General features: G+C 53.1%; 24 protein-coding genes. 10 read left to right on the top strand and 14 right to left on the bottom strand.

Going from position 1 to position 25,915, the window contains the following annotated elements:
* The 4 genes from OGY71_RS10050 to OGY71_RS10035 all read right to left on the bottom strand — a co-directional run bounded on the left by OGY71_RS10050 (position 1) and on the right by OGY71_RS10035 (position 3,342).
* A complete protein-coding gene (locus tag OGY71_RS10050; RefSeq protein ID WP_003833091.1) occupies positions 1-222 on the bottom strand; it encodes a YgdI/YgdR family lipoprotein in 222 nt (73 codons plus the stop codon).
* Between the two features lie 137 nt (positions 223-359).
* Positions 360-1,421, bottom strand: a complete 1,062-nt coding sequence (gene yncE, locus OGY71_RS10045; RefSeq protein ID WP_003833093.1) for a 7-bladed beta-propeller protein YncE — start codon at positions 1,419-1,421, stop codon at positions 360-362.
* Positions 1,422-1,673: 252 nt separating this feature from the next.
* Entirely contained in the window at positions 1,674-2,708 is a 1,035-nt protein-coding gene (curA, locus tag OGY71_RS10040; protein WP_003833095.1) for an NADPH-dependent curcumin/dihydrocurcumin reductase, read from the bottom strand.
* Positions 2,709-2,766: 58 nt separating this feature from the next.
* Positions 2,767-3,342: a helix-turn-helix domain-containing protein gene (locus OGY71_RS10035; RefSeq protein ID WP_213194275.1), complete on the bottom strand. Its 576-nt coding sequence runs from the start codon at positions 3,340-3,342 to the stop codon at positions 2,767-2,769.
* 37 nt (positions 3,343-3,379) lie between these two features.
* Between OGY71_RS10035 and OGY71_RS10030 the strand changes: the two genes are divergently transcribed.
* Positions 3,380-3,898 carry a GNAT family N-acetyltransferase gene (locus OGY71_RS10030; protein WP_003833100.1) on the top strand — a complete coding sequence of 173 codons (519 nt, stop codon included), beginning with the start codon at positions 3,380-3,382 and terminating at the stop codon, positions 3,896-3,898.
* Complete coding sequence (locus tag OGY71_RS10025; protein ID WP_149335308.1) at positions 3,895-4,344, top strand: DMT family transporter; 450 nt, start codon at positions 3,895-3,897, stop codon at positions 4,342-4,344. The genes OGY71_RS10030 and OGY71_RS10025 overlap by 4 nt, the downstream gene beginning before the upstream one ends.
* Positions 4,345-4,408: 64 nt before the next feature.
* Here OGY71_RS10025 and OGY71_RS10020 read toward each other — a convergent pair whose 3' ends face one another.
* Positions 4,409-4,642 carry a YdcY family protein gene (locus OGY71_RS10020; RefSeq protein ID WP_003020183.1) on the bottom strand — a complete coding sequence of 78 codons (234 nt, stop codon included), beginning with the start codon at positions 4,640-4,642 and terminating at the stop codon, positions 4,409-4,411.
* Between the two features lie 17 nt (positions 4,643-4,659).
* Entirely contained in the window at positions 4,660-6,258 is a 1,599-nt protein-coding gene (locus OGY71_RS10015) for an ABC transporter substrate-binding protein (protein WP_149335307.1), read from the bottom strand.
* Positions 6,259-6,540: 282 nt separating this feature from the next.
* On the opposite strand from OGY71_RS10015, the gene OGY71_RS10010 reads away from it, so the two are divergent.
* From OGY71_RS10010 to OGY71_RS10000, 3 genes are read left to right on the top strand one after another with little or no spacing between them, the layout of a single operon-like run.
* The gene (locus OGY71_RS10010) at positions 6,541-7,848 is read left to right on the top strand and encodes an SrfA family protein (RefSeq protein ID WP_206159549.1); all 1,308 of its coding nucleotides are present in this window, start codon (positions 6,541-6,543) and stop codon (positions 7,846-7,848) included.
* Positions 7,849-7,852: 4 nt separating this feature from the next.
* The gene (locus OGY71_RS10005) at positions 7,853-10,834 is read left to right on the top strand and encodes a virulence factor SrfB (protein WP_126957581.1); all 2,982 of its coding nucleotides are present in this window, start codon (positions 7,853-7,855) and stop codon (positions 10,832-10,834) included.
* On the top strand, positions 10,831-12,993 hold the full coding sequence (locus OGY71_RS10000; RefSeq protein ID WP_286613240.1) for a virulence factor SrfC family protein: 2,163 nt from the start codon (positions 10,831-10,833) through the stop codon (positions 12,991-12,993). The genes OGY71_RS10005 and OGY71_RS10000 overlap by 4 nt, the downstream gene beginning before the upstream one ends.
* A 19-nt stretch (positions 12,994-13,012) precedes the next feature.
* Here the strand turns inward: OGY71_RS10000 and OGY71_RS09995 are convergent, their stop codons facing one another.
* Entirely contained in the window at positions 13,013-13,186 is a 174-nt protein-coding gene (locus tag OGY71_RS09995) for a GhoT/OrtT family toxin (protein ID WP_003020198.1), read from the bottom strand.
* 192 nt (positions 13,187-13,378) lie between these two features.
* Between OGY71_RS09995 and yncL the strand changes: the two genes are divergently transcribed.
* Positions 13,379-13,474 (top strand): stress response membrane protein YncL, encoded by a 96-nt coding sequence (gene yncL, locus OGY71_RS09990; RefSeq protein WP_071524268.1) that lies wholly within the window; start codon positions 13,379-13,381, stop codon positions 13,472-13,474.
* Positions 13,475-13,593: 119 nt separating this feature from the next.
* Here yncL and OGY71_RS09985 read toward each other — a convergent pair whose 3' ends face one another.
* Complete coding sequence (locus OGY71_RS09985) at positions 13,594-14,373, bottom strand: AraC family transcriptional regulator (protein WP_048214153.1); 780 nt, start codon at positions 14,371-14,373, stop codon at positions 13,594-13,596.
* 101 nt (positions 14,374-14,474) lie between these two features.
* Between OGY71_RS09985 and OGY71_RS09980 the strand changes: the two genes are divergently transcribed.
* Positions 14,475-15,602 carry a multidrug effflux MFS transporter gene (locus OGY71_RS09980; protein WP_071445619.1) on the top strand — a complete coding sequence of 376 codons (1,128 nt, stop codon included), beginning with the start codon at positions 14,475-14,477 and terminating at the stop codon, positions 15,600-15,602.
* A gap of 193 nt (positions 15,603-15,795) precedes the next feature.
* On the opposite strand, the gene patD is transcribed toward OGY71_RS09980, so the two are convergent.
* The 6 genes from patD to OGY71_RS09950 form a co-directional block, all read right to left on the bottom strand.
* Positions 15,796-17,223, bottom strand: a complete 1,428-nt coding sequence (gene patD / locus OGY71_RS09975; RefSeq protein ID WP_063940775.1) for an aminobutyraldehyde dehydrogenase — start codon at positions 17,221-17,223, stop codon at positions 15,796-15,798.
* Between the two features lie 21 nt (positions 17,224-17,244).
* A complete protein-coding gene (locus OGY71_RS09970; RefSeq protein ID WP_003833129.1) occupies positions 17,245-18,051 on the bottom strand; it encodes an ABC transporter permease in 807 nt (268 codons plus the stop codon).
* Positions 18,041-18,985: an ABC transporter permease gene (locus tag OGY71_RS09965; protein ID WP_003833133.1), complete on the bottom strand. Its 945-nt coding sequence runs from the start codon at positions 18,983-18,985 to the stop codon at positions 18,041-18,043. Before OGY71_RS09965 ends, OGY71_RS09970 begins: the two co-directional genes overlap by 11 nt.
* On the bottom strand, positions 18,986-20,002 hold the full coding sequence (locus OGY71_RS09960) for an ABC transporter ATP-binding protein (protein WP_003833135.1): 1,017 nt from the start codon (positions 20,000-20,002) through the stop codon (positions 18,986-18,988).
* Between the two features lie 16 nt (positions 20,003-20,018).
* Positions 20,019-21,164: a putative ABC transporter substrate-binding protein YdcS gene (gene ydcS / locus OGY71_RS09955; RefSeq protein ID WP_003833138.1), complete on the bottom strand. Its 1,146-nt coding sequence runs from the start codon at positions 21,162-21,164 to the stop codon at positions 20,019-20,021.
* Positions 21,165-21,490: 326 nt separating this feature from the next.
* A complete protein-coding gene (locus tag OGY71_RS09950) occupies positions 21,491-22,900 on the bottom strand; it encodes an aminotransferase-like domain-containing protein (RefSeq protein WP_148361941.1) in 1,410 nt (469 codons plus the stop codon).
* 310 nt (positions 22,901-23,210) lie between these two features.
* Between OGY71_RS09950 and OGY71_RS09945 the strand changes: the two genes are divergently transcribed.
* From OGY71_RS09945 to OGY71_RS09935, 3 genes are read left to right on the top strand one after another with little or no spacing between them, the layout of a single operon-like run.
* Positions 23,211-24,614 carry a cytochrome ubiquinol oxidase subunit I gene (locus OGY71_RS09945; protein WP_003833142.1) on the top strand — a complete coding sequence of 468 codons (1,404 nt, stop codon included), beginning with the start codon at positions 23,211-23,213 and terminating at the stop codon, positions 24,612-24,614.
* On the top strand, positions 24,614-25,624 hold the full coding sequence (gene cydB, locus OGY71_RS09940; RefSeq protein WP_149280980.1) for a cytochrome d ubiquinol oxidase subunit II: 1,011 nt from the start codon (positions 24,614-24,616) through the stop codon (positions 25,622-25,624). The genes OGY71_RS09945 and cydB overlap by 1 nt, the downstream gene beginning before the upstream one ends.
* Positions 25,624-25,749 carry a DUF2474 domain-containing protein gene (locus OGY71_RS09935; protein WP_003020230.1) on the top strand — a complete coding sequence of 42 codons (126 nt, stop codon included), beginning with the start codon at positions 25,624-25,626 and terminating at the stop codon, positions 25,747-25,749. Before cydB ends, OGY71_RS09935 begins: the two co-directional genes overlap by 1 nt.
* The last annotated feature ends 166 nt before the right edge of the window (positions 25,750-25,915 follow it).

The raw sequence follows: 25,915 nt of genomic DNA, 5'->3' as shown, positions 1-25,915 counted from the left end.
TTAGTTCGCTTCAATCAACTGCGCTACATCGCTGCTGTTAATTTCCCGCGCATTTCCATCCTGATCGGTATAGCTGGTCATTCCCGTATCTTTATCCAGTTTTGGCTTGCCCTGGGTGGTAATGGTTTGTCCGCTTTTGGTCGTCATGACGTAATCGGTGGTGCATCCTGCCAGGGTAAACAGCATTACGCCTGCACACAGACAGATAAATGGCTTTTTCATGGTATTCCCGTGTTATTCAGTTAGCCGTTGAGGGCGTAGTGTAAGTCCCTGAAGTGGGTCGGGCTACTGGCGGGGTGTAACGAGGCGTATCGTGGGGTTTAGAGAAATGACAGGAGGGGTTTCCCCCTCCGGATTTTTTACAGCGCAATACGAATAACATCGTCCGGCTGGGTAGCTTCCTGCTCGCGGGTAGATTTCTGTTTCACGCTGACGTACAGGGTTTTACCGTCGGCGGAGAGCGCCAGGCTATTCGGGAACGTTGGGGTCTCGAATGTTTTGACGACTTTATAGCTTTTCGCGTCGATCACACTCACTTTACCGGCCTGGCGATGAGTCACGTAGGCTTCATTACGCGTTGGGTTGAACAGCACAGCAAGAGATTCCGGCGCGGCGACTTTTGCCAGTACGTTGCCATTACGGGTGTCGATGACCAGCACTTCCGCCGCTTTAGAGTCTGTGACAAATGCGCGGTTGCCCGCTGTGTCCAGGCTCAGGTTGATAAAGAAATGCTCTTTCCCATCATCCAGCAGTTTTTTGCGGCTAAGAATTTTGTTGGTGGCGGTGTCGATGGTAATGAATTCGCCGTCCGCATTGGCGGTGTACAGGCGTTTAGCCTTGCTGTCGACCGCCAGAGCGGTGCTCATTTTGCCGGTATTTTGGATGGTGTCCTTCAGCTTGATCGTCTCACCGTCCACCACCCAAATCACGCTCTCTTTACCAATACCGCTAATGTATACCGTGTTGGTAGCATCATCGGCGACCAGCTCACGCGGCTGGAGCGGGCGAACATCTTCAGAGCGCTTTCGCGCATCCAGCACCAGACGTCCTTTCACCGCACCCGTTTTGGCATCCATCGCCGTTACCGCGCTGTTTACCGTGTTGCCGAACCACAGCGTTTGCGTGGCGTTGTTGATGGTGGCACCAAACGGTTTGAGATCGTTATGAATCACCTGGGTCACTTCGAGGGTGACCGGATCAAGACGATAAACCACCCCGCCGGTATCCAGTTTGCGGCTCTGTGAGGTCGCCAGCCACAGCGCGTTCTCTTGCTGGCTGTACGCCATTTCATAGGCGCCTTTGCCGACGGCTTTGCGCAGCAGTTCTTCTGCGGCCTGCGTAGTAAAAGATGATGCAACGAGCAGTGAACCTAACAGTAAAGAACCACGCAGACGCGGTGAAAACAGATGACGTAAAGACATGACGACTCCCTTTGATAAATTCGTTTGTTACTGCTTCACATAGCTTCAATGAGCAAAATCATGGTTTTGCCTTTTTAAGAATGAGAATAGTAATCATTATTTATCTCAATGTGGAGTGTTTATTCGCTTTCATGTAGTAACCTTCTTATTTCCTCCATGAATACCAGTTAACGACATTGGCATTTTACCAGGCCTAGATTTTGTACGAAGCAGGCCTGGTTACAGGCATTCACCGTCTTCCACCTTTACGCATCAATCCTCAGCAAGACGAATAACTACCTTGCCGAAGTTTTTGCCGGTCAGCAGACCGATAAAGGTTTGTGGCGCATTTTCCAGACCTTCGGTCACCTGCTCGCGGTAGTGGATTTTGCCCTCTTTAACCCAGCGCCCCATCTCCCGCTGAAACTCATGAATACGGTGTCCATAATCCTGACCAATGATAAAACCCTGCATGCGGATACGCTTTTTCAGCAGCGTTGCCATTAACAGCGGTAATCTGTCAGGTCCGGCCGGAAGCGACGTGGCGTTATAACCGCTGACCAGGCCACAAAGCGGGATGCGCGCTGAGGTATTGAGCAATGGCAGAACGGCATCAAATACTTTTCCACCGACGTTTTCGTAATAAATATCAATACCCTGCGGGCAGGCTTTTGCCAGTTGTTGTGCAAAATCTTGTGTGTGGTGATCGAGACAGACATCAAAGCCCAATACCTCGGTGGCATGTCGGCATTTCTCTGCTCCACCCGCCACACCGATCACCCGACAACCTTTAAGCTTACCGATCTGCCCGACCGTTGCGCCAACCGGCCCGGTTGCGGCGGCTACCACCAGCGTTTCTCCCGCTTTCGGCTGACCGATATCCAGCAGGCCCATATAAGCGGTAAACCCCGGCATACCCATAACACCCAGCGCCCAGGAGGGATGTTCGGGATGATCGCCAAGCTTCACCAGCCCGTTACCGTCGGAGATGTCATAGTCCTGCCAACCGCTGTAGCTCAATACCCATTCGCCTGGCTGGTAGTCCGGATGGTGGGATGACACCACGCGACTTACGGTCCCCCCCACCATAACACCACCAATCTCTACTGGTGGTGAGTAAGATGGCTCATCGCTCATACGGCCACGCATGTAGGGATCGAGGGAAAGATAAACGGTGCGCAGCAAAATCTGGCCTTCACCTGGCGTTGCCACCTCATCTTCTTCAAGACGGAAGTTCTCCGGGACTGGCGCGCCATGCGGGCGTGAAGCCAGTACCCAGCGACGGTTACGATTAGTCTGTTGACCCATGATGTGCTCCTCTGCTTTTGGCATGAATCCATCAATAGTAGCAGTCTGTGCCTGCTATTTAGCTGACGACGTGGTTTAACCGCACAACCAGGTAAACGCAGGGTTGCGCGGTTTCATTGATAAACCGACAGTCATTCGGCGGGCCAAGTTCCAGGCAATCACCTGCCTGCATTTCATGGCGTACGTCCCCTTCGACAAAGACTAATTCCCCGTGCTGTAACCAGATAAGTTGTCTGGCCTGCACATAGGAAGAGGCAGGCATCGGGATATCACTACCGGCGGGTAATTCAATCTGCACGAGATCGATAGGCAGATCGCTGCGCGGTGAAACATGGCGGCGCAGATAGTGACTTTGCGGGTCGTGCCAGACGGGCTGATCGACGAAGCGCAGCAGCTTGCCCTCCTGCATTTCAGCCCGCGCAATCAGGGTAGACATGCTGATGCCAAACGCACCGGAAAGCCTACCCAGCAGCGTAGCCGTTGGACTACTCTCGCCGCGTTCTATTTTATGGATCATGGCCCGCGACACACCCGCGCGCTCGGCAAGTTCCGTGAGTGACCAACCGCGAGATTCCCGCTCGATGCGAATTCTTGCACTGATCCGTTGATTTATGCTGTCTTCAATAGTATTCATATTGTAATACTATAGTGAACAACCCCTGAGGTTCAACATGTCAATTCGATTTGCCAGCAAGGAAGACTGCGCCGCCATTGCAGAAATCTACAACCATGCGGTACTGCATACGGCGGCTATCTGGAACGATCAAACGGTCGATGCCGAAAACCGTATTTCCTGGTATGAAGCCCGACAATTGATGGGGTATCCGGTGCTGGTGAGTGAAGAGAATGGCGTGGTTACGGGATACGCCTCCTTTGGCGACTGGCGTAACTTTGATGGCTTCCGTCATACCGTTGAACATTCGGTGTATGTTCATCCTGAACATCAGGGAAAAGGGCTAGGACGGGCACTGCTCAGCAGACTGATAGACGAAGCCCGCGCATGCGGCAAGCATGTGATGGTGGCAGGTATTGAATCTCAGAATCAGGCATCACTGCATCTGCACGGCTTGCTGGGTTTTAAAACCACCGCGCAAATGCCGCAGGTTGGCACCAAATTTGGGCGGTGGCTGGATCTGACCTTCATGCAGTTACAGTTAGACGATCGCCGCGATCCGGATGCCCGTAGATGAACCAGACGCTGACCCTCTCCTTTCTGATTGCCGCGGGTATTGGTCTGGTGGTGCAAAATACCTTGATGGTACGCATCACCCAGACGTCCTCGACGATCCTCATCGCCATGTTGCTTAACTCGCTGGTCGGGATCGTGCTGTTTGTCAGCATACTGTGGTTTAAGCAAGGAGCTGCGGGATTTGGAGAACTGGTATCCAGCGTGCGCTGGTGGACGCTCATCCCCGGATTGCTGGGATCGTTCTTTGTTTTTGCCAGCATCAATGGGTACCAAAATGTGGGGGCCGCTACCACTATCGCGGTGCTGGTGGCTAGCCAGTTAATCGGCGGGCTGATGCTGGATATTCTACGTAGTCACGGCGTGCCGCTGCGGGCGCTGGTAGGTCCGGTCTGTGGCGCGGTGCTGTTGGTCATCGGGGCGTGGCTGGTGGCGAGACGTTCGTTTTAATTGCCTGATGGCGCTTCGCTTATCAGACCTACAGAGCGTGTCTGCAGGCCGGATAAGGGAAATATCAGAGGATTGTGCCGCCTTTGGTCAACTGTTCGCGACGGGCTTCCATATCTTCTTTATGCTGACGGCCATGATGTGCGATCGCCGTACGCAAACGCTGTTGCTGGGTATAGCGGTCTTCCCGGCTCAACGCGACATCATCGCTGAGCTCAATCAGCAATTCATTCATATGCGTAATGACGCTCTCTTCAATGGCGGCATCAACACGTGCGCTGACCTCATCCAGATGCGACATAACCTCTCCTTAACTCATTAATTTAATTTTGCTTTTGAAAAATCACTGCCCATCAGACTGACGCTGTATCCGCTGACGTTGCTGCGCGTAGCGTAGAACGTTTTACCGTTTGCCAGGGCTATCCACGGAGCCTGCTGGTAGAAAATCTCTTGCGATTGTTGGTAAAGCGCGGCGCGCTCTTCCGGTTTACTCACCAGCTTCGCCTTTTGAACCAGCGAATTATACTCTTTATCGCACCAGCGCGCGGCGTTAGATCCGGTTTTTATGCTGTCGCAGCCCAGCAGCACATCGGCGAAGTTATCCGGATCGCCGTTGTCTGACATCCAGCCAAACAACGCGGTGTCATGCTCACCTTTACGCATTCCGGAGAGATATTCCCCCCACTCGTACGACACAATTTTCGCCTTCACGCCCACCTTTGCCCAGTCGCTCTGGATCATCTCAGCAATCCGTCGGGAGTTCGGGTTGTAAGGGCGCTGAACCGGCATTGACCACAGCGTCGCTTCAAAGCCGTTTTCCAGCCCCGCCTGCTTCAGCAGATCTTTCGCCTTTTGCAGGTCGTAAGTGTAATCCTGCAGATCTTTATTGAAGCCCATCATATTCGGCGGAATCGGCGATTTTGCCACCGTACCGGAACCTAAAAAGACGGCGTTAATAATGGCCTTTTTATCGGTCGCGTAGTTTAGCGCCTGACGCACCAGTACGTTATCAAACGGTTTTTTCTCAGTATTAAACGCCAGATATCCGACGTTCAGCGCTTCAACCGAATGCAGCGTCAAATCTTTATTCTTTTTAATCTCGTCAAACTGTACGGGGGCTGGCGCCGGGATTATCTGGCACTCATTGGTTTGCAGTTTTGCCAGCCGCGTCTGGACGTTTGGCGTGATTGAGAAGATCAGGTGCTTCGTTGGAACGGCGCCATCCCAGTAGTTAGGGTTGGCAAGATAGCGGATTTGCGAGTCCTGCTTGTACTGTTGCAACACGTAAGGCCCGGTGCCAATCGGCCAGTTATCGACGTTTTCCGGGGTGCCTTTTTTCAGCATCGCATCGGCATATTCCGCAGAAAGGATGGAGGCAAAATCCATACCCCAGTCGGCAAGAAACGCGGCATTAGGTTCATTGAGGACAAACTGAACGTGAAAATCATCAACCTTCTTCACTTCTTTAATCAGTTTATCCAGACCGACATCGTTAAAGTATTCGTAGCTTCCCTGAGAAACCTTGTGATACGGATGATCGGCATCTTTCTGCCGTAATACCGAGAAAATCACATCATCAGCGTTGAAGTCGCGGGTCGGTTTAAAGAATTTATTACTGTTGAATTTCACGCCCTGACGCAGGGTAAACGTGTAAGTCTTACCGTCCGGGGAAATCGTCCAGTCCGTTGCCAGAGACGGTATCGGGGTATTCTTTACCGGATCAAAGTTGATGAGTCGGTTGTAGAGCACCTGTGAACTGGCCACAAATGAAGGACCTGAACTGGCGATTTGCGGGTTAAATGACTCCGGCGATGCTTCAGAGCAATAGATGATGGTGTCAGTATTGGCCGCGAACGCAGCGCCTGACGGTAAGACGGCGCTGAGAGCCAGCGCGAGTATCGTTTTCCTTGCAATCATGGTTATAAGCCTTCTTATTTTATTATTAACAGGGATATCAGAGCATAGCTGACAAAAACTGACCAATAACAAATCACTATCAGGTTATTCTAATCCGGTGTATTTCGCTGAATAATTCATCACCCTAAGCGAATTAATTTCCCTTAAGTCTTTTTCAAAACGTCAAGATTTTTCCCGGCACTCTATGCCATGAAAATTAGCCCCTTTTTGCCTCTCTTTCGCCGTTTGCTCGTTTTTATAAAACGTAAAGTAGATACGTGAAGAAGTCTAAGGGGTAACAACGTGGCAAAAACTCTCTTGCGCAGCGGCAATTTGGATGACTATCAGGCCGTGGGCGGCGGTGGTCAGGCCGTGTTTGATTCAGCATTGCAAATTCGTGAAACGCTTCGTCTGCGTAAACAGCAGGCGATGGTGGATTGTCTGGCGATCCCACAAATTAACGACAGCGGCGATCGGGTTGACTGGTATTCCCCGATAGAAGGGAAAGCCGTGGCGTGGAAAGCCGCTGATGAAGAGGCACGTTTTCGTGCGCTGCGCTATCTGGGAAGCACGCTGGAAAATGCGGCGACCCTGAGCCGTAAAAGTCTGCAATCGGGGAAAACCTCGCTACAGCTATTTGGCTCGCTGCTCGAAAAAGCCATCCAGTTTCCCGGTGAAAACCACGTATTTCTGGTTGATGGCAAACCCGTTATCACGTTCTGGGGCTTCGTCAATTTGAATGAAAATCCCCGCGACGATGTCCTCGACTGCCTGCGCATTGCCGATGTTCCTCCTGTGGTTACCGTAGCAGAGCCAGAACAGGAAGAAGAAATCGCACCGGAAATTACCTTTGCCGAGGCCGATGCCCCCTTACTGACGCCGGTCGTTGATCTGCCAAAACCGACTGAACCTGAACCTCAACCCCCGGTCATTGTTAACGAACCTGAAGTTACTGCGCCCCCGTTACAGGAGAAGCCCATACGCCGCCTGCCGCTGTGGAGCCTGCCCGTTGCCGCAGTGATTATTGCAGCCATCGTTGGGCCGCTGCTGTGGAAGCAACAGACCGCCCAGCCCGGACCCGCAGTCGCCGCTGTTGAAGTCGCTAAGGTTGATATGGCACCGCTGCCAGCACTGACATCTGCACTGCCCCTGCATCGTGCTGAAGTGACTCCCGCTGTGAAGAAAGAGAAACCTGCCGAAGGACCGGTGGTGATTGCCGCAATTCCAAAAGATGCACTGGTGATGGATGCCAACCAGATGAAGGCAGGAACGACACGTTTTCTCAACGGTAACTGGCGCGTCATGGTCGATGTTAAAGATCCGGTGAGCGGCAAAGCGCCGTCCCTGCGCTATCAGATCCAGGCCAATAAAGGCACTGCACGCGTGGTTCATGGTGACAATATTGTTTGTCGTGCCGAGATTTTCTCCGGTTTGCACCAGTCGGGTGAATTAATGATTAAGAGTCGCGGCAATGCCCGTTGTACCGACGGGTCACGTTATCCGATGCCTGAAATTACCTGTAAAGCGGGAACCAACGACGTCGCCGCCTGTACCGCGCGTTATGACGATCACGCGGAAATCCCTCTGACGATCAAAAAGATAGGTGCCTGATTTTATGTTGGTGAATCTGTGTGATTACAAACAGAGCGTGACGCTCATCGCCAATAGCGGTGTACAATTTCTGGATTTCGGCCTCACGCCGCAGGAATCTGCGCACCATGGACGCTTTGTGCGCAAAACGGCAAACGGTCCGCTACTGCGACTGGACTTCGATCTGACGTCAGGACGCTATACCCTACCGGGCAGCACCGGCGCACAACCCGAAGTGGTGAAGCCGGAAAGTACCCAGACGTTACATTATTCGCTGGACGTGCTCGACGGCGTCTGGCTGCCGCTGCCGTTTCTGCGCTTTAACCCGCCGCGTACGTTTGTTGAAGGTCCGGATAACTGGGCACGCGTGCAGGTGCGAAAGCTGGCGCAGCCGGACAGCGCGGGCAACACCCACCGTGTTACCGTAGCGCTGGACAGCCAGCTTACTGAAAATGCCCCTGCGGCGTTAACCCCCAACGAAAATGATCTGCTTAACGGTACACGGTTTGCGCTGGCCTGGCATGACAACGAAATTGCTGATTTCCTTGACCAGACCTGGATTGACGGCTGGTTGCGCGAATCTTTTATGCACCATGTCACCCAACATGAGAACCGCTCAGAACAAGAGATCCAGCAGGCGCTGCGTAACTTTGAATACCAGGCGCACTGGCTGAATGTGCTGACCCTGTTAGGTGAGCAGCTTTCTGTCCCGGAAGTGAAACTGGTTACGCACACCCTTAGCACACCCGCCATTCCCGTCGATCTTATTTTGGATATCGGTAATACCCATACCTGTGGTGTCCTGATTGAAGATCACGGGGATGCCAATGACGGGCTGCGTCAGACCGCTGAATTGCAGGTCCGTTCGTTAAGCGAGCCGCAGTTCCTCAACGATCCGCTATTCACCAGTCGGCTGGAGTTTTCCGAAGCGCGCTTTGGTAAGCAGCACTTTTCCGTTGAGAGCGGACGTGATGACGCCTTTATCTGGCCGTCGATTGTGCGTGTGGGTGATGAAGCCCGTAAGCTGGCGATGCAGCGTATGGGCACCGAGGGCAACAGTGGGATCTCAAGCCCGCGCCGCTATCTGTGGGATGAAACGCCGGTGCTGCATGACTGGCGCTTTAGCCAGATGAATGGCAAAACCCAGCGCGAACCGCTGGCTACCGCCTTCCCGCTGATGAACCTGATGAACGATGACGGGCAACCGCTGTTCAGCCTGCCGCAGGACGATCGTCTACCAGTGTTCTCACCACAATACAGCCGCAGCACGCTGATGACGCATATGCTGTGCGAAATACTGGCCCAGGCGCTGGGGCAAATTAACAGCGTAGCGACGCGTTTGCGCCTCGGATTCCCGGCGTCTCCTCGTCAGTTGCGGACGCTGATCCTGACCCTACCGTCGGCGATGCCCAAACAGGAGCGCGAGATTTTCCGCCTGCGCATGTTTGAAGCTATTGCCCTGGTCTGGAAAGCGATGGGCTGGCACCCGCAGGATGAAGACTTCACCACCCGTAAGCAGCAGGAAAAGAGTGTGGTTCCCGTACCTGAAATTCAGATGGAATGGGATGAAGCCAGCTGCGGGCAACTGGTGTGGCTGTATAACGAGGCTATCTCACACTACGATGGCCACACCGAATCGTTCTTTAACGCCCTTGCCCGCCCGGACCGTTTGCCGGAGCCTGGTGAGACTAAAGGTCGAGCACTGCGCGTGGCATCGATCGATATTGGCGGCGGGACAACGGATATGGCTGTCGTTCATTACCAGCTTGATGACGGCGTTGGCGCGAATGTCAAAATTACCCCGCATCTGCTGTTCCGTGAAGGTTTTAAAGTTGCGGGCGATGACATGCTGCTGGACGTGATTCAGCGCTGCGTGTTGCCTGCGCTGCAAACCCGCTTACAACAGGCTGGCGTGACCGACGCCGCCGCATTGCTGGCCACGCTGTTTGGCGATTCCGGGCGCATTGACACCCAGGCGATTTTGCGTCAACAAACGGCGTTGCAGCTCTTTATGCCGCTTGGTCATGCGGTCCTCTCTGCCTGGGAACAAAGCGATATTAACGATCCGGTCGCCGGGCTACATGCCACCTTTGGCGAACTCCTGAGTCAACAACCCACGCGCAACGTGATGAACTACATCCAACAGGCTATCGACCATGCGTTGCCAGCAGGGTCGCCAGCGTTTGATGTTCTGAGCGTGCCGTTACAGGTACAGTTCAGGCAGTTACAAGAAGCACTGTTAGCGGGTCAATTTACCCTGACTTCCCCGCTGCACGCGGTTTGTGAGGCCATTTCACATTATCGCTGCGATATCTTATTAGTGACCGGCAGGCCCGCCTGTTTACCGGGTGTACAGGCGTTGATCCGCCATCTGCAACCTGTTCCGGTTAACCGTATGATCTGGATGGATAACTACCGCGTGCATGAGTGGTATCCGTTCAGCCAACAGGGGCGGATTGGTAACCCTAAATCCACCGCTGCTGTAGGCGCTATGCTGTGCAGCCTGGCGCTGGATTTGCGTTTGCCACGATTTAACTTTAAAGCTGCCGATATCGGCGCTTACTCGACCGTACGCTTCCTCGGTGTGCTGGATAATACGGTCAATACCCTGCGTGATGAGAACATCTGGTATCACGATATTGATCTGGATAAACCCGGGGCGAAACTGGATGCCCGGCTGCATTTCCCGTTACGTGGCAACGTGACGTTAGGATTCCGGCAACTGGCAAACAGCCGCTGGCCTGCCACGCCGCTGTATACGCTCAGCATAAACTCTGCCGAACTGGCAAAAACTATCGCCGGAGATGGCGTGTTGAATGTTCGGCTGCAGCTACGCGGCGGCAGCAAAGAAAGTGGCCCGGAATTCTTCATCCTGAGTGATGCCTGGTTACAGGATGGCACCCCCGTTGCCGCCAATGCCTTAACGTTAAAACTGAATACGCTGGCAGACCGTCGCCATAGCGGAAGCCATTACTGGATTGATAGCGGGAGCGTGTACCTGAAATGAGTAAGATGTTAAATACCGCGCAGGCCGCCATAGAGTGGGTCGCTGATACCCGTCAACGTGCGGTGCGTCTTGATGATGAAGCGGATGCCCTGCTGGCACAGCTTACGCTAGCCGCAGTGAGTGAATCTGCGCTGAAGACGACCTTTTCATCGCAAGGATGTATAGGGTTATATGGACACTCACAATCGGCAAAAGCACATCTGCTGGCGGCATTGTGCTGCAATGCCACTGGCAAAGTGAATATTGTTACCCCGGATCGCAGCTTTGATTATTTCTCGCATATTAATCCGGGCCACGCACCAACCAATATGGCGATCCGCTTTACGCGCGATGAAAATCCGCATGATAGCGAATGGCCGTTGCGTCTGCGGTTACTCAGTGAAGCCGAACTGGTACAGCTATTTATCGCCCAGTTCAGCGCGCTCCCGGACAACCGACAGGTCGAGAAATCGATTATTGAGGCGCGCCTGGAAAAATGGCAAACGCTGCGTCAGCGTCACCCGGTGCCGGGCATTACCGCACATGATGTTGCGGCAATTGGTCGTTTCTGGCGCTCCTGCGTACCGGCAAACCAGCAGCAAATTGACGATGCACTATGGTATCAGTTTGCCACGTTGCTGCCCGCACTGGATCTGACTACCCGGGCAAACGCCTGGGCGTTACTGTGGGGAGAACAACCAGAGCTGACGCAGCAGTGGCTGGCGCTGGCGCACACGTTGCAACAAACCGGACACGCGCAAGAATTAGCGGCCCCGCTGAGCCTGCTGGTTGATCATTTTGGTTTACCGGCCGAAAGTTTCCTGACCCAGGTGGCATTGACCGGCAATAATGAGGCGCAAAGCGATGTGGTGGTTCATCCCATTGACAATCATCAGTTGCTCAATGCGGTCAGCCTTTCTTTGTCGTCACTGGCGCTGCTCACGCGCGAGCTGGTCCTGACGGTTGAAGACGCGGTGCTGGAGAATGTCGATCTGCTCGATATCCCCCTCGCCCCGGATGCTCATCCTCATCCACTGTGGCAGGCAAAATTAGGCTGGATGCTGGAACATTATCGCCAGCACCTGCAACCGGATGTGCTCTTAATCTGCAACGCGGTCTCTGCCCGCGCCCAGACGCCCGCCATCACCCGCAAGCTGTTGGGCTGGGTCAACGATACCCAACCTGTTCATGATGCCGCATTACCGGGCGTGGTTTGGGCCATTACCCCGCAGGATGCGCGTTTTAGTACCCAGCAAAACCTTGATGAATCCGTGCAGCAATTAATGGGCAAGCCCGGGCTGCATTGGGGTACGTTGCAGGCGCTGGATAAACATAGCTTACAACGTCTTGTCGAATGGCTGACTCAGTCAACCTCACCACAGCAGCGCCAGGCCAGGTTGACTTCTCTACGCGAGCAGCATCAACAGCGCATCCGCGAAACTCTGAAAAGCTGGATTAATCCCGCTCAAGCTGAATCGGATAGCCACGAGTCGGTGATCCGCCAGTTACAGGCGCAAGCGGCAAAACATGGCGAACTGCTGGATGGTTTGCTCCCGCCGATGCGCATTTTTGAGTCGCTGCTGCGTATTCAGCAACCTCGCGAGGAGCAGGTAAGCGGTTTATTTAATGAAGAGATTGACCTGTTTGCCGAGGTGCGTGACACACTACACTCGCCGGAAAGTCAGGAGACCGGATATCAGGCACACAAAATGTGGATTAACCACGTGCGCCAGTGGTGTCGCGATGAAAATAATGCCCGCCGTTTACGACTCGATCCCCGTACGTTAAGGCAGGTTGCCGACATTCTCGTCACCACCAGCTATCGCCTGGAGATGCCACAACGCTTACAGCGCATTATGCAGCGCGAAAATGTCTGTGCCGCGCAGTTACACGCCGATATTGGTGATTTTATTACCTGGCTTGGATTTGCCGACGTTGCTGAGGAACAGCGCCCTGCCAGCAGGATCCAAAAAGGATCGGCTATTTTTAGCGCGCCGAAGCAATCGCCGATGTTACGCCTGACGAAGCTGGATGAACAACCCTCGCATGGTGCAAGCCGTTACGTTTACGACTGGCTGGTTGCCTTGTACACCCGTGCGAATGAGAATGCGGGATATCAGCACCCACAGGATGTCTCTGAAACCGACAAAAAACGATTAGATGCCCTGCTTTTCTCCTGAAACGGCGAATACGCCGTCATCAGAAAAGAGAAAACATCAGCGCAACGGGAAAACTCATCGGCCAGGTCGCCCCGACTAATACCGCGCTAAGAAAGCGGATCCGCTTTTTATCGCGGGAAAGAAACCAGGTGATGATTGCCGTGATGACGGCCATCACCGCATAAAAAACCAACATTTTTTGGTATAGGGACATTTAAGGCATCCTGGCCAGAAGGGAAAATCGCGCGCAATATGCTCTTTTTCATGACTCACATCAAGTTTTATTAATTAATTTAAGAAAAACGGCTGTAAAACAACCCATTTTCATTATGTTCAGAATTCGTACTATTGCGGATAGTTATAAGCCGTACTATACCCATAAGGGTTAAAACGAAAGGTGGCAAAAATGAATGTTTCCAGTAAAACTGTGGTGCTGATAAATATATTTGCTGCTGTAGGACTTTTCAGTCTGATATCCGCAAGGTTCGGCTGGTTTGCTTGATGTAACTCTTCTTGATTAATTGCAGCGTCCGCTGGCAGAGAGGATCTTCTCTCTGCCATCAGTAAACGATCTTCCCACTCTGCTATTACTGGGTAAATTATCCTTAATATGTAATACCCCTAATCCTTCTGCGGCATTATATTGCCCGAATATCGGCCAGGTGTTGTGCCGGTATGTTGATGGAAGAACGCAATAAAAGCACTGTCGCTGACAAACTCCAGATATTGCGCGACCTGGCTGATATGGCCTCCGTCAGCCAACATCTCCATGGCTTTTAACAGCCTAAATTGCTGCCGCCAGTCCTGATAATTCATCCCGGTATCCCTGATAAATATTCGGCTGATCGTCCTCTCGCATGCCCCAACCTGTCGGGACAATTGATTCAGTCGTGGTGGCAATTCCCCCATGCGTAATCCCTTGAGCCACACGTTAAGCCGCGGATCTGAGGGATACTGCAATGTCCAGTTTTCAGTGCGGGCGGCACGCATTTCCTCACAAAAAACGGTAATGAGGCTGGACTGCTGTGCGGCAGGCATTTCCCATGGCCAGAAGGCCATACGTTCTATCACTTCAAAAAACAGCGGATTAACTTCGACTATCTGCAGCGGTAACTCAGATAACGGCAATGCGGTAGAAAAGTACAAAGAGCGATAAGCCATCACACCACGCATTATGGCACGATGTACCGTGCCTGCCGGGATCCAAACCGCACGACGTGGCGGTAGCAGACACAGGGCCTGCTCCAGCTCAATCGTAATACTTCCCGCTGCCGAAAAAAGTAGCTGATGACGAAGATGACTGTGCCGCCCGGAATCATGTACCCCCATATCGGCAGCAATACCGATTACCGGTTTATCAAAGCTATCCGCATCAAAAGCATCATCAGGGGCAATTTTCATTATCTGTCTGATATTTGATATTTAAAGTCCTGATAATGGTAATACGACATATCCCTTTCAGCAATAATGCCCGCCTGTTTTCTGTCTCTCTGGATATTGCTATGAACACACTTCGTCGCCCATCGCTGTGGCTTCTTACGCTACTGATTATGTTTCCACAACTGGTGGAAACCATTTACAGCCCGGCATTGCCGGGTATCGCTACCTCTTTTCACGTAAGCAGTGAGCGCGCGGCTCAAACACTCTCCGTTTATTTTGTTGCCTTTGCCGTCGGCGTAGCGATGTGGGGTTGGCTAAGTGACTGCATCGGACGACGTTGGGCGATGTTGGCAGGGCTTATCTGCTATGGAACAGGTTGCGCATTGGCCGTTGTTGCCACCGACTTCAGCGTTTTGCTGCTGGCACGGATGATCTCCGCCGTCGGTGCGGCTGCGGGGTCGGTCGTGGTACAGACCATGCTAAGGGACAGTTATGAATCAACTGCGCTATCCCGCGTCTTTTCCGTGATGGGGGCCGCGCTGGCATTGAGTCCGGTTTTTGGCCTGCTAAGCGGAGGTTGGTTAGTGAGTCTGTACGGCCATACCGGTGTCTTTGTTGCCCTTGTGCTGTTGGCGTTGCTACTGCTAATACTGACAGCGACCATGCTGCCAGAAACCCGGCCCGAACATACGCTCAGCCCGAAGCTTGCCGCGCTATTTTCCCGCATGATGCGGGACAGTGAGTTGCGGAAAAACGCCATGCTGGTTGCCCTGCTGAACACCATGCTGTTTAGCTATTACAGCCTGGCACCGTTTCTTTTTGGGCAATTAGGATGGAGCTCCAGAGCCTTTGGCTGGACGGGGTTGCTACTTGCGTTTGCTTCTCTGTCAGGTAGCCTGCTGAACCGAAGACTGTTAACGACAGCTCTGACGCCGGAGCGACTGGTACGTTATGCCTGTGTGCTGGCAGTGTTGTCAGGTCTCGTCGCATGGTGTTTACAGCACTCCGCGTGGATCCTGATTCCGGTGTTCGGCGTGGTGATTGCCTATGGTATCGCCATTCCCAATGTGCTGAGTCAGGCGCTGCGTCACTACCGTGAACAGGTCGGGGCCGCCGGTGCTTTGTTCGGATTAAGCTATTACCTGTTACTTGGGATGATGCTGGGTTTAGCAGGCATGGTGCAGCAACTGGGGCTGGTTCTGAGCGTCTGTGCCCTACTCGCCTGGCTTTGCAGCCTGGGCCGCAGATAAACCCGATGGCGATCCTGAAAGCACAAAGCCCCGGCTATATGCTGGGGCTTTGTTGTATCAATTAGCCTGACCTCGCGGATATTTCCAACTTACCGCCGTCCGATGGCGACGAGGCCAGTGGCGCGAATAGTATAGACACACGTATGCCAATATTTAGCTATCCGTGCCCCATTCGCCGATCGCGCTTAAGATATTACTCATGCTTGATCATAACATGGCGAATAACCGTGTAATCCTCCAGCCCATAAACCGACATATCCTTTCCATAGCCGGACTGTTTTTGCCCACCGTGCGGCATCTCGCTAACCAGCGTGAAATGGGTATTGACCCAGGTGCAACCATATTGCAGGCGAGCGCTAAAGCGATGCGCTCGCCCAACATCCCGGGTCCAGACGGAGGATGCCAGGCCGTATTTCGAATCGTTGGCCCATGCCAGCACCTGATCTTCATCATCAAATACGGTCACGCTGACCACCGGACCGAAAACTTCCCGCTGTACGATGGCATCGTCCTGCTTCGCCCCAGCAAGCAGCGTCGGGGCAAAATAGTAGCCTGAACCATCCACTTTTTTACCGCCGGTGATGACCTTAATATGGCTCAACGCTTTAGCCTCATCGACCGCTTTAGTCACGCGATCGAGATGTGCCTGCGAGCTCACCGGTCCCAGCTCGGTCGATTCATCATTCGGCGGACCGATTTTCAGGCTGGCAACGGCGGCGCCAAGTTTTTCGACCAGTGCATCATAAATGCCTTTCTGGGCATAAATTCGGCAAGCGGCGGTACAGTCTTGCCCGGCGTTGTAATAACCAAAGGTCCGCACGCCGCTCACCACTGCATCCAGATCGGCATCATCAAAAATGATCACCGGAGCTTTTCCGCCCAGTTCCATATGCGTACGCTTAATTGACGGCGCGGTGTGCTGAATAATGTGTTCGCCGGTTGCAATGGAGCCGGTCAGCGAAACCATGCGCACTTTTTCATGGCCGGTCAGCGGATCGCCCACCGTTTTACCGCGACCAAACAGCACGTTAATCACGCCAGCCGGATAAATGTCTTTGGCGAATTCGGCTAATTTAAGCGCCGTCAGCGGGGTAATTTCTGACGGTTTAATCACCACGCAGTTTCCCGCAGCCAACGCTGGAGCCAGCTTCCACGCCGCCATCATCAGCGGATAGTTCCACGGCGCAATAGAGGCCACCACGCCCAGTGGATCACGGCGAATCATCGAGGTATGCCCTTCCAGATATTCACCGGCCGCCTGTCCTTGCAGGGTACGCGCCGCACCGGCGAAGAAGCGGAAAACATCGACAATAGCGGGAATTTCATCGTTGAGAACACAGTGCAGCGGTTTACCGCAGTTAAGTGATTCCAGCTCAGCGAAGGTTTGCGCGTTATCAGCAATAGCATCCGCCAGTTTCAGCAGCAGTTCAGAGCGGACTTTCGGCGTGGTTTGCCCCCAGGTGGCAAACGCGGCGTCTGCTGCACGTACAGCGGCATCAACCTGCATGGCTGACGCCTCAGCAATCTCCAGAATGAGTTCACCAGTGGCAGGGTTATAGACTGGCTGCTTTTCACCTTCACCGTTGACCAGCTCGCCATTAATCAGTAATTGATGTTGCATAGCAATTTCCCATATCGTCGTTTATTTACCGTTTCCGGCGAGAGTGTCGCCTTCACGCGTTAGCCACCAGGCCCCTAAAATTGGCAGTGTTGTCACCAGCATTACCAGCAATGCCACAACGTTGGTGACCGGCACATCCCGTGGACGACCCAATTGATTGAGCAGCCACAGAGGAAGTGTTCTTTCATGTCCGGCGGTGAACGTTGTCACGATGATTTCATCAAACGACAAGGCAAACGCCAGCATCCCCCCCGCCAGAAGTGCCGATGCCAGATTTGGCAGCACGACATAACGAAAGGTTTGCCAGCCATTGGCGCCAAGATCCATAGACGCTTCGACCAGACTCCATGAGGTACGGCGAAAACGCGCCACAACGTTGTTAAACACCACCACCACGCAAAACGTCGCATGGCCCACCACGATCGTGAGAAAACCCGGTTCCAGGTTGATGGTTTTAAACGCCGTCAACAGCGCAAGGCCGGTAATAATGCCCGGCAGCGCGATCGGCAACAGTAGCAACAGCGATATTGCACTTTTGCCAAAAAAGTCCCTACGCCACAGCGCGGCCGCGGCCAGCGTCCCCAGAACAAGGGCAATAGCTGTGGACAACGCAGCGATCTTAAGTGACAACGTCACAGACTCCAGGATATCGCTACGCTGCGCAGCAACGCTAAACCACCGCAGCGTTAATCCCTGGGGTGGAAAACTAAAAGCAGCCTCCTCAGTATTAAAAGCATAGGTGGCGATGATGAGGATGGGAAAGTGCAGGAAAATAACCCCGCCCCATGCCGCCAGTTTGAGTAGCCAGGGTGCGCGTTCAGAGTGCATCGAAAGCTCCCAGACGCTTCACGAACGCCAGATACAGTGCGATTAACACAATCGGCACCAGAGTAAATGCCGCCGCCATCGGCATATTGCCGATCGCCCCTTGTTGTGAATACACCATGTTGCCGATGAAATAGCCCGGCGGTCCCACCAGTTGCGGCACAATAAAGTCGCCCAACGTCAGAGAGAAGGTAAAGATCGAACCCGCTGCAATGCCCGGTATCGCCAATGGAAGCACCACATAGCGGAAGGTTTGACGCGGACGCGCGCCCAAATCAGCAGAAGCCTGTAACAGCGACGGCGGAAGTCTCTCCAGCGCGGCCTGTACCGGCAGGATCATAAACGGCAGCCAGATATAGACGAACACCAGGAAACGCCCTAACCCTGAAGTCGACAGCGTATTGCCGCCTACCGCAGGTAATGTCAGGAACGAAAGCAGCAACGGCTCCAGCCCAAGGTGGGTTAAAAACCACTGCGCCACGCCGTCTTTAGCCAACAGCAGCGTCCACGCATAGGCTTTAACGATGTAGCTGGCCCACATTGGCAACATTACGGCAATGTAAAAAAAAGCCTTCATTTTGCCGCTGGTATAGCGAGCCATATACCACGCCATCGGAAACGCCAGAATCGCGCTGGCGATGGTGACCGCTACCGCCATCGTCAGAGTGCGCAAAATGATGTCGTAGTTAGCGGGATTAAACAGCGCCTGCAAATTCGCCAGCGTCAGGTCTGGTGTGACCGACATGGTGAAATCGTCGAAGGTATAAAAACCTTGCCACAACAGTGTCAGTAATGAGCCAAAGTAGACGATGCCAAACCACATCAGCGGTCCGAGGAGCAGCAAAAACAGCCCCAGCCCCGGATTACGCCAGAAGTAACCTGAGATCCGGTTCAGGTTGGTCGACTGTGGAGGCGAATGTAAGACGTTCATAGCCATTCACCTCTCCTCAACCAGCGGTACCATCACGTCGCGTGACCAGGATGCCATCACCTGCTGACCTGGCGACAACGTTGAGGGCAGCATTTCGCCCGTCAGGTTCGCCTGGCTAACTAGCAACTTTTCACCACCGGCCAGTTTTAGCTCAAACCGCGTCGCCGCGCCCTGGTACTGCACCGCCTGGATAACTCCCGTAGCCTGGACTTCTCCCCCGGCATCATTCAAACGAATATGTTCCGGACGCAGGGAGAACATCCCCTGTAGCCCGCAAACGTTCGCTGACATCGTGGCATCAAAGACATTGGACGTCCCGACGAAACTTGCCACAAACGGTGTCCGCGGACGCATGTACAGTTCGCGCGGAGAATCCACTTGTTCGATGCGACCGTTATTAAACACCGCCACACGATCGGACATCGACAGGGCTTCCCCCTGATCGTGAGTGACGAAAATGAAGGTGATACCAAGGGATTGCTGTAATTTCTTCAGCTCCAGCTGCATCTGCTCACGCAGTTTGAGATCCAATGCCCCGAGCGGTTCATCCAACAGCAGGACGCGCGGCTCATTGACCAGCGCCCGGGCAATCGCCACGCGCTGCCGCTGACCACCGGAAAGTTGCGACGGTTTGCGTTCATAAACAAAACCGAGCGCAACTTTATCCAACGCCTCTCGCGCTTTGGCGTGGCGCTGTTTTTTATCGATGCCTTTGACCATCAGCCCGTAAGCGACGTTGTCGAGAATCGACATGTGCGGGAATAACGCGTAATCCTGAAATACCGTATTTACATCCCGCTCCCAGGGCGGCAATTCGCTGGCCTGTTTACCAAAAATAGTGATTGCGCCGCCTGACAGTTGTTCAAACCCAGCAATCAGGCGCAGACAGGTGGTCTTGCCGGAGCCGGATGGCCCCAGCATAGAGAAAAACTCACCGTCGTTAATCGCAATACTTACCCCATCAACTGCTCGAACATCCCCATACAAACGCGAGACGTTATGAAACTCCACTGCGTACGTCATAAAACCCCCAGCGGAATTAACGACCGCCCATAATGGCGATGTAATCCTGCGTCCAGCGACTGTAAGGAACGAATTTTCCACCTTCGGCAATCGGCGTTTTCCAGAAGGCAATTTTGTCGAAATAACTATAGCCGTTGGTTTCACAGCCTTTTTCACCCAGTAACGGGCTGGCTTTACAACCTTCAGGCACTACTGGCAGAGAACCAAACCAGGCCGCTACGTCGCCCTGTACTTTCGGGGTTAATGACCAGTTCATCCATTTGTAAGCACAAACCGGGTGTTTCGCTTCACTGTGCAGCATGGTGGTATCAGCCCATCCGGTAACCCCTTCTTTTGGGAAGACCGTGGCAATTGGCTGACCTTCGCCTTTCAAGGCGTTAGCCTGATAAGGCCAGGCGCTTGACGCTACCACGCCTTCGTTTTTGAAATCGCTCATTTGCACGGTGGTATCGTGCCAATAGCGATGGATCAGCGCGTGCTGATCGCTCAGGACTTTGATCACCGCCTGATACTGTTTTTCAGTGAGCTGATAGGGATCGGTAATACCCAACTGCGGCTGAGTGGCTTTAACGAATAACGCGGCATCGGCAATATAGATCGGGCCATCGTAGGCCTGAACGCGCCCTTTATTGCTTTTCCCATCCTCAAGTTTTTGCTCAACAAACACCACGCTCCAGCTATCCGGCGGCGTTGGGAAAATTTTGGTGTTATACATCAGCAGGTTTGGTCCCCACTGGTACGGTGTGCCATAAACTTTTCCGCCAACGTTAAACCATTCGCCTTTTACCACGCGTGGATCGATGGTTTTCCAGTTAGGGATCAGCGCGGTATTAATTGGCTGAACGCGTTTTCCCATAATCAGGCGCAGTGAGGCATCACCAGAAGCGGTAACCAGGTCGTAGCCGCCTTTTGCCATCAGGCTGACCATTTCATCAGATGTGGCTGCCGTTTTTACATTAACCACGCAGCCGGTATCTTTCTCAAACTGTGAGACCCAGTCATATTGTTTATCGGTTTGCCCACGTTCGATATAACCCGGCCAGGCAATAATATCCAGGCGGCCTTCCGGTTTATCTAATGATGTGGGGGGTTCGGCTGCCTGCGCAGTCATCAGCGTCATACTGAGTGCGCACAGGCTACTGAGGGCAAACTGCTTGCTCATAACGTCTTACTCCTGTCTAAAAAATATTGAGCGGCAGCCTTGCCGTAAATATATGTCCTTTTCTAAAAATAGTCGGGGTGTTGTAAGCGTTCCTGCTGGCGCAAGGAAATTTAATCAGGTTGTGAGCTAACGCTCATTACGCTACAGACTCTGACCAGGGGGTAATCTTCTGGAGTATAGACAAGGAGTTAGACGCAGAGGTGGCAAAGTATTAACTATTGATATTTTGTATGGACGCACCCGATATAAATAATACCGTGGTTCGGCATTCACTATTTCGAAAATAAGAACACGCTATTCATTTATATTGAATAGCGTGTTATGGTTTATTTCATCATTTCACGAATTAATTTACCAAGCTGTTTTACGGCCTGCTCTTCGCGATCTCCCCAGTGCCATGCAGTATTAAAACGAAAAAAACGTGTCCAGCTTCCCGAGGTCGAGAACATTTTCCCCGGCGCAATACTGATGTGGTGTGCCAGCGCATGGGTACTGAGCACACCGGCATCAAGCGGTTCCGGCAGCTCCAGCCACAGAAAATAACCGCTGTCGTTGTGGTGAATTTTGACTTCCGCCGGAAGATGACGCAGCAGCGTTTGCCAGGCCTGTTGTTTACGTTCCGCCAGTTGCCGACGCAAGCGCCGCAGATGCGCGTCATAGCGCCGGGTTGAAAGATAATCAACAAGGGCAAGCTGCATGGGTGAACTGGTAGATAAGGTGCTCATTAGCTGGAGTCGCTGAATACGCCGGGCATGTTTCCCTGCTGCTACCCAGCCAATACGAAATCCTGGCACCAGGCACTTCGAGAAAGACGAACAATGCAGAACACTGTCGGCGCGATCCCAGGCTTTGGCAGGCAACGGTTTTTCGCGGCCAAAGTACAACTCGCTGTAAACATCATCTTCAATCAACATTACGTGGTATTTTTCCAGCAAGGCGACCAGACGCGCCTTTTTCTCTGCGCTGAGCGTAAAACCCAGTGGGTTTTGGCTGTTGGTCATTAGCCAGCAGGCTTTTACCGGGTACTCCTGCAACGCCTGCTCCAACGCAGCAAGATCGATCCCCTCTTTAACGTCGGTGGCCACCGACAACGCCTTCAGACGTAATCGTTCCAGGGCCTGCAACGCCCCGTAAAAACAGGGGTTTTCGACAATCACCCAGTCACCCGGTTCAGTGACCGCTTGCAGGCTCAGATTAAGGGCTTCCAGCGCGCCGGTGGTGATGACGATTTCGTCAGGTGAAATGGTCATCCCCTGTTGAGCATAGCGACGGGCAATGGCATGACGCAGCTCAGCATTCCCCGGCGGCAGGTTTTCAATCACGCTCATGGCGGTGGCAGTTTTACTCACCTGCGCCAACGAGCGATTCAACTGCTGGAGTGGAAACAGCCGCGGGTCGGGGAATGCGGAGGCAAAGGGCATCACTGACGCATCCCGGCTGGCCTGCAACATATCAAAAATGTAGGTATTGATATCCACCGCTTCATCGCGCATGACCTGCACCTGCGGCGCTGCCAGTTCACGTTCCGGGCGCGCGGCGACATAATAACCCGACTGCGGTCGGGCGATAATCCGCCCCTGGCTTTCCAGCAACTGGTATGCGTGTCCGACAGTCATAAAACTCATTCCGCTGCTGACCACCTGCTCACGCAAAGATGGCAAGCGATCGCCTGGCTGCCATACGCCAGACGCAATTTGATCGCGAATTTGCTCTGCCAGTCGCTGGTACTTTTTCATTTTTCGTCCTGATTACCGGTGTCGGTGACAACCACTGTATATATCAGTTTACATAATCAGGGTGTTATTTATAACTGTTATAGTTAACAGTTTTACAACATCGTTAATGACAGTTCTTTGCCTAAGGCGCGTATTTCAAGAAGAGAACGCTATTCAATAACAGGAATCAAGCTTCCAGATTTCATATCAGCGAGTGCAACTTATAACAGCGCTGCAACTGTTATGGTTAAAAAGAACTGTTCTGTTTCTGCCTTCCATTGCTCCTCAGACTTAGAATTGCGCTAAATCAATTTTGCCTGCGGAGTTAAGCATGTTCGGTCTTGACGCGTTTCACCTGGCAAGGATCCAGTTCGCGTTTACGGTATCCTTTCACATCATCTTTCCGGCTATTACTATCGGGCTCGCCAGTTATCTGGCTGTGCTGGAAGGGCTATGGCTAAAAACGAAAAATCCCACCTGGCGATCGCTTTACCATTTTTGGTCGAAAATATTCGCCGTAAATTTTGGTATGGGTGTCGTTTCCGGGCTGGTGATGGCTTATCAGTTCGGCACCAACTGGAGTGGTTTTTCCGAGTTCGCCGGGAGTATCACTGGGCCGTTACTGACCTATGAAGTATTAACCGCCTTCTTCCTCGAAGCTGGTTTCCTTGGGGTGATGTTGTTTGGCTGGAATCGGGTTGGTCCAGGACTTCATTTCTTTGCCACCTGCATGGTCGCACTGGGTACCATTATTTCAACCTTCTGGATCCTCGCCTCCAACAGCTGGATGCAGACACCGCAAGGCTATGAAATAGTTAACGGCCAGGTCGTTCCCGTCGACTGGTTCGCCGTTATTTTCAATCCTTCATTCCCCTATCGTCTGCTGCATATGTCGGTTGCCGCCTTCCTGAGCAGCGCGTTGTTTGTTGCCGCCTCTGGGGCATGGCATTTGCTGCGCGGGAATAACACACCAGCAATTCGAGCGATGTTTTCGATGGCGCTGTGGATGACATTAATCGTCGCTCCACTGCAGGCCTTGATTGGCGATATGCACGGTTTGAATACGCTGAAGCATCAGCCGGCAAAAATTGCTGCGATTGAAGGACACTGGGAAAATCGCCCCGGTGAACCGACTCCGCTGCTGTTGTTCGGCTGGCCGGATATGGAGCAGGAACGCACCCGCTATGGGCTGGAAATCCCGGCGCTGGGCAGTCTGATCCTGACCCATAGTCTGGACAAACAGGTCCCGGCCCTAAAAGAGTTTCCTAAAGAAGACAGGCCCAACTCCACCATGGTGTTCTGGTCGTTTCGCATAATGGCCGGGCTAGGCATGCTGATGATCCTGCTGGGTACTTTTGCCCTGTGGCTGCGCTATAAGCAGCGTTTATTTACCTCGCGCCCTTTCCTGCGCTTTGCCTTGTGGATGGGTCCTTCCGGTCTGATTGCCATCCTTGCCGGTTGGGTGACCACTGAAGTTGGCCGTCAACCGTGGGTGGTTTACGGTCTGCAACGTACGGCGGATGCGGTTTCTGCACATGGCGATTTACATATGAGCATCAGCCTGCTGTCTTTCTTTGTGGTGTACAGCTCAGTGTTTGGCGTGGGTTACAGCTATATGATCCGCCTGATCCGTAAAGGGCCACAGGAAGATGACCCGACCATTCCGCCGACAGGCACACCTGCACGGCCGCTTTCAGCCGCCGTCCTCGATTCTCAACCGGAGGCACACCGCTAATGGGTATCGATTTATCAGTTATCTGGTTTGTGATTATCGTCTTCGCCACGCTGATGTATATCGTGATGGACGGTTTTGATCTCGGGATTGGCATTTTATTCCCAGCGATTCAGGACGCTGACGATCGCGATGTGATGGTCAACAGCGTCGCCCCGGTATGGGACGGCAATGAAACCTGGCTGGTGTTGGGCGGAGCCGGATTATTCGGCGCTTTCCCCCTAGCCTATGCGGTGATTGTCGATGCGCTGACGATCCCGTTGACCCTGATGCTAATCGGCCTGATTTTTCGCGGCGTCGCGTTCGAGTTTCGCTTCAAAGCCACACCTGCGCACCGACCATTCTGGGATAAAGCCTTTCTCGGCGGTTCAATCCTCGCGACATTCACGCAAGGTGTCGTGGTGGGTGCCGTACTCAACGGATTTTCCGTTACCGGACGCAGCTACAGCGGCGGTCCTTTCGACTGGTTGACCCCGTTCACGTTGTTCTGCGGCATTGGTCTGGTCGTGGCTTACGCCCTGCTGGGGGCGACATGGCTGGTGATGAAAAGCGAAAATCCGTTGCAGCATAAAATGCGCAGTGTGGCCAAAAAACTGCTGCTGGCAATGTTGGTTGTGATTGCCATTATCAGCCTGTGGACACCACTGGCACATAGCGCGATTGCCGAGCGTTGGTTTAGCCTGCCCAACCTGTGGTTTCTGATGCCGGTTCCGCTGCTGGTTGCGCTTATCAGTCTCTGGCTGTGGCGTTCGCTGGGGCAACATAACTGCCATACGCTGCCTTTTGTATTGACACTGGGGCTGATTTTTCTCGGGTTTAGCGGGCTGGGGATCAGTATCTGGCCACATATCATTCCACCGTCTATTACGCTCTGGCAGGCGGCGGCTCCGGCACAAAGTCAGGGCTTTATGTTGGTTGGCGCACTGCTGATTATCCCGATAATTCTGGTGTACACCTTCTGGAGCTACTACGTTTTCCGCGGCAAAGTTCAACATGGTGAGGGGTATCATTGATGCAACAAACAATCTGGAAACGCCTGATGTGGCTGGTGATCCTCTGGGGGGGCAGCGTGCTGGCCCTGGCCGCCGTTGGTATGTTCTTTCGTCTCCTGATGACAGCTGCCGGATTTAAGTCCTGATACTCTCCTTGCAAACAACCGGGCTGCACTGTATTGCCCGGTTGTAACAAATCCCAACACTGGCTAAACAAATATGTAAAAAACATCGAAATGGCAAAACAGAGATTGTCATTAACCCGATTAAAATATTGAATAGTCACCTGGCGAAATTATCGCCAATTCCGCA

The organism is Citrobacter sp. Cpo109, assembly GCF_030332565.1.
Classification (GTDB): domain Bacteria; phylum Pseudomonadota; class Gammaproteobacteria; order Enterobacterales; family Enterobacteriaceae; genus Citrobacter; species Citrobacter portucalensis.
Note: the sequence above shows the minus strand (reverse complement) of the source record. Positions and strands in the feature narration are given on the sequence as shown.